Source organism: Leifsonia sp. HAY1-4F (genome assembly GCF_056755275.1).
This window is the reverse complement of the sequence record NZ_JBNDHX010000117.1, coordinates 1-11,023: the sequence shown is the minus strand read 5'-3', so window position 1 is coordinate 11,023 and position 11,023 is coordinate 1. Positions and strand designations below refer to the sequence as shown.

At 70.0% G+C, this 11,023-nt stretch carries 7 protein-coding genes; 6 read left to right on the top strand and 1 reads right to left on the bottom strand.

The features are described 5' to 3' along the window. The 3 genes from ACPYOG_RS16900 to ACPYOG_RS16890 all read left to right on the top strand — a co-directional run. Positions 1-458 (top strand): PadR family transcriptional regulator (locus tag ACPYOG_RS16900; RefSeq protein ID WP_481295327.1); only part of this gene is annotated, 458 nt, incomplete at its 5' end. A 239-nt stretch (positions 459-697) separates the two neighbouring features. Further along, positions 698-2,881 (top strand): APC family permease, encoded by a 2,184-nt coding sequence (locus ACPYOG_RS16895; RefSeq protein WP_481295328.1) that lies wholly within the window; start codon positions 698-700, stop codon positions 2,879-2,881. Between the two features lie 149 nt (positions 2,882-3,030). After that, entirely contained in the window at positions 3,031-3,792 is a 762-nt protein-coding gene (locus tag ACPYOG_RS16890) for a MerR family transcriptional regulator (RefSeq protein WP_481295326.1), read from the top strand. A gap of 102 nt (positions 3,793-3,894) precedes the next feature. Here the strand turns inward: ACPYOG_RS16890 and yczE are convergent, their stop codons facing one another. Continuing rightward, positions 3,895-4,785 (bottom strand): membrane protein YczE, encoded by an 891-nt coding sequence (yczE, locus tag ACPYOG_RS16885; protein WP_481295325.1) that lies wholly within the window; start codon positions 4,783-4,785, stop codon positions 3,895-3,897. 63 nt (positions 4,786-4,848) lie between these two features. On the opposite strand from yczE, the gene yczR reads away from it, so the two are divergent. The 3 genes from yczR (at position 4,849) to ACPYOG_RS16870 (ending at position 10,896) form a co-directional block, all read left to right on the top strand. Next, entirely contained in the window at positions 4,849-6,327 is a 1,479-nt protein-coding gene (yczR, locus tag ACPYOG_RS16880; protein WP_481295324.1) for a MocR-like transcription factor YczR, read from the top strand. A 147-nt stretch (positions 6,328-6,474) separates the two neighbouring features. Then, positions 6,475-9,924 (top strand): efflux RND transporter permease subunit, encoded by a 3,450-nt coding sequence (locus ACPYOG_RS16875; RefSeq protein WP_481295323.1) that lies wholly within the window; start codon positions 6,475-6,477, stop codon positions 9,922-9,924. Positions 9,925-9,999: 75 nt separating this feature from the next. Next, positions 10,000-10,896: an arginase family protein gene (locus ACPYOG_RS16870; protein WP_481295322.1), complete on the top strand. Its 897-nt coding sequence runs from the start codon at positions 10,000-10,002 to the stop codon at positions 10,894-10,896. The last annotated feature ends 127 nt before the right edge of the window (positions 10,897-11,023 follow it).

Genomic DNA, 11,023 nt, shown 5'->3' with positions numbered 1-11,023 from the left:
GCCTCGTCACCAAGGCGACGGAGGGCCGCAAGACCGTGTACGCCATCACGGATGCCGGGCGGGCGGAGCTGGAGGCCCGCCGTCCCGAGCTGGACGCGATCGAGGACGAGGTCACCGACTCGGTGCGTCGCCTCGCCGACGAGGTCCGGGCCGGCGTCAACGACGCGATGCGCTCCCTCCGCGCCGAACTGGCGTCCGCTGCGCGCGAGGCCAAGCGCAACGCCGACCGAGTCGACCCGCGCCAGGAGTCGCGCGACGCCGGCCGGGATGCGCGGGCCGCCGGCAACGCTGCGGCTCGTGAGGCGGATGCCGTCCTCACCGAGTTCCGGCAGCAGCTCCGGACCGACCTTCGCCACCAGGCGGCTCGCGGCGCACTCCCAGCCGACGTGGTCCCCCTTCTCAAGGGCGAACTGGATCGCGTGCGGCGGGTGGTCGTGGAGGCGCTGGGACGTCGCTAGCGCATCCACGGTTGGCCTCGGGTTGAGGAAAGAATCAGGAGATGCTCATCCAGCTCCCAGTGACACCGTTGCCGGTCGCTCCGCCGCGCGAATCCGCGGCGGGGCGGTCCGCGGCGGGGTAGACCCAGTGTTTGCAAAGGACTCGCGCTCGGTCGCCGCGACGCGCCGACTTGACAGTGCATTGCCAGCGAGTATGCTCGCACCTCGTGACAACTGAGGGGCGATCCCCGAAGCGCTGGTTGATCGGCGACCCGCTTCCGAGTGAAAAACTCGAAGGACAGCTGCTTCCGAAGCACCTCGCCCTACCCATTTTCGCGTCGGACGCCCTGTCGAGCGTCGCCTACGCTCCGCAGGAACTCCTGATGATCCTGCTGCTCGGCGGCCTGGCCTTCCTGACCTTCGCCCCCTGGGTCGCAGCCGCGGTCGTCGTGCTCCTCATCACGGTCGTGCTGAGCTACCGGCAACTGGTCAAGGCGTATCCGTCGGGTGGCGGCGACTACGAGGTCGCGCACAAGAACCTGGGTGAGAAGGCCGGGCTCGTCGTCGCCTCCGCCCTGCTCGTGGATTACGTGCTGACCGTCGCCGTCTCGGTCGCGTCGGGCGTGGACAACGTGATCTCCGCGCTGCCGTTCCTCGCGCCCTGGCGCGTCGGCCTCGCCATCGCCTGCGTGATCGTCCTCGCCGCGGTCAACCTCCGGGGCGTGCGCGAGTCGTCCAAAGCCTTCGCCCTTCCGACCTACATCTTCATCGGCAGCATCGCGCTGATGGTCGTGACCGCGCTCGTTCGCACCGTGTTCGGGAGCGCCCCGGTCGCCGAGTCGGCCGGCTATCAGGTCCACGCCACATCGCTGACGCAGGCAGCAGTCGTGCTCCTGCTGCTCCGCGCCTTCTCGAGTGGATGTTCGGCCCTGACGGGTGTGGAGGCTGTCGCCAACGGCGTTCCCGCCTTCCGCACGCCCAAGATCCGCAACGCGCGCGTGACGCTCGGCCTCATGGGCGGCATCGCGATCACCCTCTTCGCAGGCCTCACCGCGACCGCGCTGATCAGCGGGGTGCACTACGCCGAGAATCCGTGCGACCTGCAGGGATGGGCGCAGTGCGCCACCGAGCCCCAGCGCAGCCTGATCGCGCAGATCGCCGCGGCGACCTTCGGCAACAACACGATCTTCTTCTTCCTGGTGCAGGCCGCGACCGCCGTCGTCCTGCTGCTGGCGGCGAACACGGCGTTCAACGGGTTCCCACTGCTCGGGTCGGTGCTCGCCCGCGACTCGTACGCGCCCAAGGCGCTCAACACGCGTGGCGATCGCCTCGTCTACTCGAACGGGATGATCGTGCTGGCGCTGGCCGCCACCGTCCTGCTCGTCGTCTACCAGGCGAACCTGACCCAGCTGATCCAGCTGTACATCATCGGCGTCTTCGTGTCGTTCACGCTCGGGCAGTCCGGCATGGTGCGGCACTGGATCGCGCTGCTGCGCACCGGCGGCCAGACCGGCCGGGAGCGCAGCGCCATCGTCCGCTCGCTCTGCATCAACGCGTTCGGAGCATGCCTCACCGCTGTCGTCCTCATCGTGGTGACGATCACCAAGTTCACGCACGGCGCGTACCTGGTGTTCATCTTCATGCCGATCCTGTGGTTCCTGATGCTCGGGGTGAACCGGTACTACCGCGACGTCGAGAAAGAGGTCGAAGTCGACCCGGTCACCACCTTCGGAAGCGTCGGAGACCACGCGATCGTCCTCATCGGCAAGATGCAGAAGCCGGCGCTGAAGGCGCTCGACTACGCGATCGCCGCGCGCCACGACTCCATCGAGGCCGTGCACGTCTCCATCGACGAGGACGCGACGCAGAAGCTGCAGCGGCAGTGGATCGAGCAGAACATCCACGTGCCCCTCACGATCATCGAGTCGCCGTACCGCGACTTCGGTATCCCGCTGGTCAAATACCTCAAGCACCGGCGCGAGGAGCACGGCTCCGAAGTCGTCACGGTGTACCTGCCGCAGTACATCGTCGGACACTGGTGGGAGGCGATCCTCCACAACCACCGCGCCCGTCGGATCAGCAGGCAGCTGATGCTGTGCCACGGCGTGACGGTGGCTCTCGTGCCGTGGCTGCTGGACTCGTCGTCCCTGATCTATGGGCGCCGGTCGCGGCCGCTGCCCGGGCAGGACCGTCGCGGCGAGCCCGTGCGTCCCGTCGCACGCCGGCCGCTGGTGCCGGCGTCCCGCGCGCACACGCGCATCCACATCCACGAGGTCCCGCTGAACGGAGCCGAGCCGCCGGAGAGCGTGGAGTCGATCGCGGCGACGATCCCGGAGCCGGTGGAGCAGGGCGCGAGTCAGCCCGCCGCGCCTGCCGCCGCGCCTGGCACCGCGCCGTCCGCGACGGCCCCGCAGAAGAAGGTCCCAGCGCGAGCGAAGCGCTGACCTGCCTGCCCACTCGTCACGAATTTCGCGTTTTCGCGCCTCAGAGTGCACATTCGTGACGAATCTCCGATCGTGCGTGCGCGACCGCTTGACCTTGACGTAACGTCAACTCCTAGCGTGGGTGATGCACCGCACGGGAGGAGGAGGACATGGACTGGTCCATCCAGGACATCGCACGGATCGCCGGTACCACCAGCCGCACGTTGCGCCACTACGACGCGATCGGGCTGCTGAAGCCCAGTCGCGTCGGCGGCAACGGCTACCGGTACTACGACCGCGACTCGCTCGTGCGGCTGCAACGCATCCTGCTGCTCAGGGAGCTCGGTCTCGGCCTCGATGCCGTCGGCCGGGTGCTCGACGACCGGATGGATGCGGTGCCCGCCCTGCGCGACCACCTCGAGTGGCTCCGCGCGGAGCGGCAACGGCTGGCGCGGCAGATCGCGTCGGTCGAATCGACGATCCACGCGGTGGAGGAAGGAGAAGAGATCGTGGCCGAGCAGATGTTCGACGGATTCGATCACACGCAGTACAAGGACGAGGTCGAGGAGCGCTGGGGGAAGGAGGCCTACGCGGCCTCCGACCGGTGGTGGCGCAGCAAGAGCCCGGAGGAGCGTGCCGAGTGGCAGTCCCGCCAGGAGCGGCTGGCCGCCGACTGGCAGGCTGCCGCGGCGAGCGGCGTCTCACCGGACTCGGAGGAGGCCCAGGAGCTGGCGCGCCGTCACGCCGAATGGCTGGCCGGCATCCCGGGGACCCCGGGCTACGGCACCGGCGCTCCCGCTGCCGCGTACCTCACGGGACTCGGCGACATGTACGTCGCCGACGACCGCTTCGCGGCCAACTACGGAGGAACCGCCGGCGCCACCTTCGTCCGGGACGCCCTCCGCCACTACGCCGCGACGCACCTCGCCTGACGCTCGCCGACAGCCCCACCATCGAGTACACGGAGACTTGCACTTTTGGTCGCCAAAACGTGCAATCTCTGCGTACTCGATGGTGGGGCGCGGGTTCGCGGGTCAGGGGTGACGCGGGCGGCGTGCGAGGCGGTCGTCCAGCCAGTGGGCGGCCACGAGCCGGGACGGACGGGCTGACGCGACGGAGTCGGGAGCGGGGGCGGCGCGGTCGGGCTGCGGAGCGCGGACGAAGGGGGAGTCGGCGCGGGCGTCGCGAGCCCGCGCGGCCCGGTCGGACTCGAGCAGGATGCCGTCGCGCACGTCGAAACGGACGGCATCCCGCTCGTCCTCGATGCCGGCCGACTGCTCGGCCGTTCCCTCGAGCTCGCGCTCCAGCGCCGCCGCAGACGTGGCAGCGTCCTGCGGCAGGCGGATCGCGAAGAACGGGAGGGTGATGCTGCACAGCGGCCCGACCAGCAGCGCGAACGCGAGCGTCCCGACGCCGACATTCCCGCCCAGGACCCACCCGATGATCAGGGCGGTCACCTCGATGGCGGTTCGCACCATCCAGATCGGCCGGCCGGTGCGGGCGTGCAGACCCGTCATCAGGCCGTCGCGCGGGCCTGGCCCCATCCGCGGACCGATGTAGAGGCCGGTCGCGACGGCGAGCAGGGCGAGCCCGGCCGCGAAGAACAGCACCTGCGCCCACAGCTCGGTCTGCTGCGGCAGCAGGTCGAGACCCAGCTGGGCGCTGGGGCCGATCAGCAGCACGTTCAGGATGGTGCCGAGCCCGGGCCGCTGACGCAGGGGGATCCAGAACGCCAGCACCACGAGCCCGACGAGGTTGGTGACCCACCCGAACGCGATGCCGGCCTTGAACGACAGTCCCTGGGCCAGGACGTCCCACGGAGACAGCCCGATGCCGGCTCGCACCATCAGCGCGATCGCGATCCCGTAGAGGAACAGGCCGACGAGCAGCTGGATGAGGCGGCGGGTGAGGAGGCGGGCGGTCATGGACACAATCCAATCGCTGGATTGGACTGGCGGCAAGATGCCAATTCACCTAAAGTGGCCTGCATGACGGATGCGCAACTCACCGCCCGCTCCCTGGAGCTGCTCCTCGGCACCTGGCGGACGGGTGGTGCGGGCTACCAGGCGCTCGCCGACCGCATCCGGCTGCTCGTGCTCGACGGCCGCATCCCGATCGGCACACGCCTCCCGGCCGAACGCGACCTGGCCGGACGCCTCGAGCTCAGCAGGACGACGGTGGCCTCCGCCTACCGTCAGCTGCGCGAGGGTGGGTTCATCGACAGCGTCCGCGGCTCCGGCAGCATCGCGCGACTTCCCGGAAAGGCCCTCACCCTCCCGACGGCCGGGGGAGAGGGGATGCTCGACTTCACCAAGGCGTCCCTCCCGGCGGCGTCCCCCCTCGCGGCGGCCGCCCGAGCGGCGGCCGACGAGCTTCCGCGTTTCCTCTCCAAGCCAGGCTACGATCCCGTCGGCCTGCCGCACCTGCGCGAGGCGATCGCCGCGCGCTACACGCTCCGCGGCCTGCCCACCACGCCTGACCAGATCCTCGTCACGGTCGGCGCGCAGCAGGCGATCGCCCTGATCGCGCGCACGTTCCTCAGCCGAGGCGACCGCGTCGCGATCGAGGTTCCGACGTATGTGCATGCCATCGAAGCGATCCGTCTCGCGGGCGCCCGGCTCGTGCCCCTGACGGTCACAGTGCCCGAAGAGGGTCCGCACCGGATCGGCGACGAGCCGGACGGATGGGATGCCGAGGCCATCGAGCAGACGTTCCGCCGCGCCAATCCGGCGCTCGCGTACCTCATCCCGGACTTCCACAATCCGACGGGCGCCTCGATGTCGCCGCAGACGCGCGAGCGCGTGCTCGCGGCCGCTGCCGCCCACGGCGCCATCGTCGTCGCGGACGAGACCACTGCGGAACTCGACATCGACCGGCCGGGCGAGTACCTGCCGATGCCGCGTTATGCCGATGCGACGTCAACAGGGGCTCCCGTCATCCTGATCGGCTCCGCGAGCAAGATGCTCTGGGGCGGGCTGAGGATCGGATGGATCCGCGCCGCGCGCTCGCACATCCAGCGCCTGATCGCCGCCAAACCGGCTACGGATCTGGGCACCCCTGTGCTCGAGCAGCTCGTCGTCGCGCACCTGGTGCCGCAGCTCGACGCGATCAAGGAGGAGCGCCGCGAGCAGCTGCGACAGGGTCGCGAGACCGTTCATCGGCTCGTGGGCGAGCGGTTCCCGGAGTGGTCCGTGCCGCTCGCGCACGGCGGTCTCACCGCGTGGGTGGGCCTCGGCGCGCCGGTCAGCTCCGCCCTGGCGCTCGCCGCGCGCAGCCACGGACTGCTGATCGCTGCCGGGCCCCGGTTCGGGATAGACGGCGCCTTCGAGCGGTTCGTGCGCATCCCGATCACGTATTCGGCCGAGGAGTACGAGCGCGCCTTCACCGCCCTCTCGGGAGCCTGGGCGGTCGCCGCGAACGAGCCCGCGCCCTACTTCGATGCGGGGTCGCTGCCGAGCGTCGTCTGAGTGGATGCGGTGCGCGGGTCCTCATCCGGCGGCTCGGCCGCGATGTCGTACCCCGGCATGAAGCCAGCGCTCATCGTCGGCTGGCATACTTCCGTTGCGCCACCGTCGATGTGGTGCCCTGAAACCTGAGTTCCTGGGGGAACACCCGTGCATCTCCTCGCCGTCCTGAGCATGAAGAACCGCGCGCTGATCGCGCTCATCACGATCGTCGCCGCGATCTTCGGAGGCCTGGCGCTGAGCAACCTCAAACAGGAGCTCATCCCGTCGATCACCTTCCCCCAGCTCGTGGTGCTCACCAGCTATCCCGGAGCGTCGCCGGAGGTCGTCAACCACGACGTCAGCACCCCCGTGGAGGCGGTGATCCAGGGTGTCCCGAACCTCGACAGCACCAGCGCGGTCAGCAGTACCAACCAGTCGATCATCACCGCGAAGTTCACCTACGGGACCGACCTGGCCACGGCCGAGCAGAAGATCGATCAGGCGATCAATCGCATCTCTTCGACCCTCCCGGCCGGCGTGCAGCCGCAGGTCCTCTCGGGCAGCATCGACGACCTCCCGGTCATCCAGCTCGCGGTCACCGGCGGCAGCGATCAGCGAGCGCTCGGGAATGACATCACGAAACTCGTCCTTCCCGACATCAAGGATCTGAAGGGCGTCAACGACGCCAAGCTGATCGGCGAGGTCGGTCGTCGCATCACGATCACGCCGGACCCCGTGAAGCTCGCCGCGGCCGGGATGTCGTCCTCGGCCATCAAGGACGCCCTCCAGCAGAACGGCGTGCTCATCCCCGGCGGCGACATCACCGAGAGCGGCAGCACCCTATCCATCCAGTCGGGGGCTCAGCTGTCGTCGGTGGGGGACATCGCCGCGCTTCCGCTCATCCGCTCTGCGGGTGCGGGCGCGGGCGCAGGTGCAGGTGCGGGCGCGGGCGCCGGTGCTGCTGCAGGTGCAGGAACAGGTGGCACCGCCGCGAACGGTGGCGCTGCCGGTCGCGGTCAGACTGCGGCTGCGCCCGCCGCCACCCCTCCCACTCCCCACACGATCGGTGACGTCGCGACCGTCGCCGAGACGGACGACCCGATCACCTCCCTGTCCCGGGTCGACGGCAAGCCCGCCCTCACCGTCGCGGTCACCAAGCTCCCGTCCGCGAACACCGTCGAGGTCTCGCACGCCGTCAACGGCCTCATCCCGAATCTGGAGAAGAAGCTCGGCGGTGACGCCACGGTCACCGTGGTCTTCGATCAGGCGCCGTTCATCTCGCAGTCGATCAACTCGCTCACCGAGGAGGGGATGCTGGGTCTCGCGATGGCGGTCGTCGTCATCCTGGTCTTCCTGCTGTCGATCCGCTCCACGATCGTGACCGCCATCTCCATCCCGACCAGCGTCCTCATCACCTTCGTGGTGATGTGGGGGACCGGGTACACGCTCAACATCATCACGCTCGGTGCCCTCACGATCGCCATCGGTCGCGTGGTGGACGACTCCATCGTCGTGATCGAGAACATCAAACGGCAGCTCGTTCCGGGCGCCGACCGCGGCGTGACCATCGTGCGTGCCGTGCGGGAGGTCGCCGGCGCGATCACCGCATCCACCATCACCACCGTCGCCGTCTTCCTCCCGCTCGCGTTCGTGGGAGATACGACGGGCGAGCTGTTCCGACCGTTCGCGCTGACCGTGACCATCGCGCTGTTGTCGTCGCTGCTCGTCGCCCTGACGATCGTGCCCGTGCTCGCCTACTGGTTCCTGCGCGCGCCGAAGCCGCGCACGAACGAGAGCGCCGAGCGCGTGGAGGCTGCGCACCTCTCCATCGAGGAGGCCACCGCCTCGGGCGTTGACGAGCTCGAGCATCCCTCGCGCCTCCAGGCGGGCTACCTGCCGATCATCCGGTGGACCGTGAAGCACTCGTGGGTGACCATCGTCGCGGCGGTGGTCGTGCTCGGACTCACCATCCTGGTCTCCCCCTTGGTGAAGACCAACTTCCTCGGATCGAGCGGTCAGAACTCGCTCACCGTCACCCAGACACTCGCTCCAGGCGCGAGCCTGCAGGCCAAGGACGATGCGGCGCGGGTCGTGGAGCAGAAGGTGCGCGACACGAAGGGCGTCAAGACCGTCCAGGTCTCGATCGGCTCCAGCGGCTCCTCCCTGCGGGATGCGTTCACGGGCGGAAGCGGTGGGACCACTTTCTCGATCACGACGGACCCGGACGCCGACCAGGCGAAGCTGCAGAGCACCATCCAGGACGAGCTCGCGGCGATCAAGGGACAGGGCACGATCGCCCTGTCCGCCTCCAGCGGCTTCGGCCCCTCCAGCAACATCCAGGTCGACATCACCGCGAGCAACGGCGCGGACCTGCAGAAGGCCACGGATGCTGTGGTCGGGCAGCTGAAGAACAAGGCGTCCCTCAGGCAGGTCGCCGACAACCTGAGCGCCTCCCTCCCGTACGTCGCCGTCAGTGTGGACCGGGAGAAGGCGGCGGCCGCCGGGCTCAGCGAGGTGGCCGTCGGCGGCATCGTGTCCCAGGCGATGCAGCCGACGCAGGAGGGCACGGTCGCGATCGACAACACGACGCTGAAGATCTACCTGCAGACGGCGAACCCGCCGACGACGGTGGCGGGCCTGGCGCAACTGCCGATCCCGACCGCTGCGGGCGTCGTCCCGCTCGACACGCTGGCGACCGTGAAGCAGGTCGACGGGCCGTCGACCGTCACCACGCAGCGCGGCCTGCGCACCGCGAGTGTGACTGCGACGCCGGCGACCGACAACCTGAGCACGGCGAACGCGGACGTGTCCGCCGGACTCAAGGCGGCGAAGCTCCCCGTCGGTGCGAGCGCGAAGATCGGTGGGGTCTCCTCGAGCCAGTCGGATGCGTTCAGCCAGCTCGGCCTCGCACTGCTGGCGGCCATCCTCATCGTCTACATCGTCATGGTGGCGACGTTCCGGTCGCTGCGCCAGCCGCTGCTGCTGCTGGTCTCGGTGCCGTTCGCGGCGACCGGAGCGATCCTGCTGCAGCTCGCATCCGGCATCCCGCTGGGGGTGGCATCCCTCATCGGACTGCTGATGCTCGTCGGCATCGTGGTGACCAACGCGATCGTGCTCATCGACCTCGTGAACCAGTACCGCAGGCGCGGGCTCAGCGTCGCGGATGCGGTGGCGCACGGCGCCTCCCGTCGTGTGCGTCCCATCCTGATGACGGCGCTGGCCACCATTGCGGCGCTGACGCCCATGGCGATCGGCGTGACCGGGCATGGTGGTTTCATCTCCCAGCCCCTCGCCATCGTCGTGATCGGCGGGCTCATCTCCTCGACCGTGCTGACGCTCATCGTGCTGCCGACGCTGTACAACCTCGTGGAGGGCCGGCGCGAGCGCCGTGCAGCGCGGAAGGCGGCGAAGGCGGCGGCCCGCGCCGGGCGGGTGGCGGATGGAGGTGCCGGGCCTTCCGGTGGCGGTCCGCGTGTCGGCGGTCGGGGCCCGGAGCGTCCGTCCGGCGACTCCGGCGACTCCGGCGAGTCCGGCGACTCCGGGAACGGGACGCGCCGCTCGCCGGACGCTCCGGAGCCCCCCGTGTTCACGCAGCCGGTCGGTGGGACGCAGATCTGACCCGGTCCGGGATCCCAGACGGCTCGTCGTGCCGCCGCACCCGCCGGGGTTTCGCGGCTCGCTAGGGTCGCGGGTATGAGCGCACAAGTCCTCTCCGCCGATCCGCTGTGGCCCCGGGCGGGAGGATGGCCTGCGCTGGGCCGGGACGGTGCCGATCTGACGCTGATCGGCATCCCGACGCATGAGACGTCGCTGTCGCCGACCGGCGCCCACGCCACCCCGGCAGCGGTTCGGGATGCGCTGCGGCGGTACTCGGCGCACGCCGCGGGACTCGAGGTGGAAGCCCTGCGCTTCGCGGATGCGGGCGACGTCGCATCGCCCGACGGACCGGAGGGCCGCGAACGCGCGCGTGCGGCGATGGCCGCCGCGGTCTCCGCATCCCGGCTGACCGTGGCCGTGGGCGGCGACAACTCCCTGACCGTGCCGGCGGCGCTCGGCGCAGCGGGGGATGCGTTGGGGACGGCCGGACTGATCACCCTCGACGCGCACCACGACCTGAGGAACGGTACGTCGAACGGATCGCCGGTCCGTGAACTGCTGGAGGCCGGGCTCGACGGGAGGCGGATCGTCCAGATCGGGATCGCCGACTTCGCGAACTCGGCCGCCTACGGCCGCCGGGCGGCAGACCACGGCATCACGGTCATCCCGCGCGACGCCCTGCACATGAGGCCGCTGGATGACGTGATGGCGGAGGCGCTGGAGATCGCGGGCGCGGCGGGCGGTCCCATCCACGTCGACCTGGACGTCGACGTGTGCGACCGGTCGGTCGCGCCTGGCTGCCCGGCGTCCGTTCCGGGCGGCCTCGCCGCCTGGGAACTGCGCCGTCTGGCCCGCCTGGCCGCCGCGTCCCCGAGCGTGCGCTCCGTCGACATCGCCGAGGTCGACGCGACCGCCGACACCCCCGACCAGCGCACCGTCCGCCTCGCCGCGCTCCTCATCCTCGAGTCCGCCGCCGGCCTCGCCTCCCGCTGAGCCCCACCGTCGAGTACACAAAGACTGCACGCAAAACGCGCTGTAGCCGTGCAATCTTTGCGGACTCGACGGTGGGGCGCGGGGCGGGGGCTGTCTCTTATACACATCTGACGCTGCCGACGACGGA

Coding starts and splice junctions, on each gene's coding strand:
- yczE (WP_481295325.1), bottom strand. CDS start 4,785: ATGACCGCCCGCCTCCTCACCCGCCGCCTCATCCAGCTGCTCGTCGGC.
- yczR (WP_481295324.1), top strand. CDS start 4,849: ATGACGGATGCGCAACTCACCGCCCGCTCCCTGGAGCTGCTCCTCGGC.
- ACPYOG_RS16890 (WP_481295326.1), top strand. CDS start 3,031: ATGGACTGGTCCATCCAGGACATCGCACGGATCGCCGGTACCACCAGC.
- ACPYOG_RS16870 (WP_481295322.1), top strand. CDS start 10,000: ATGAGCGCACAAGTCCTCTCCGCCGATCCGCTGTGGCCCCGGGCGGGA.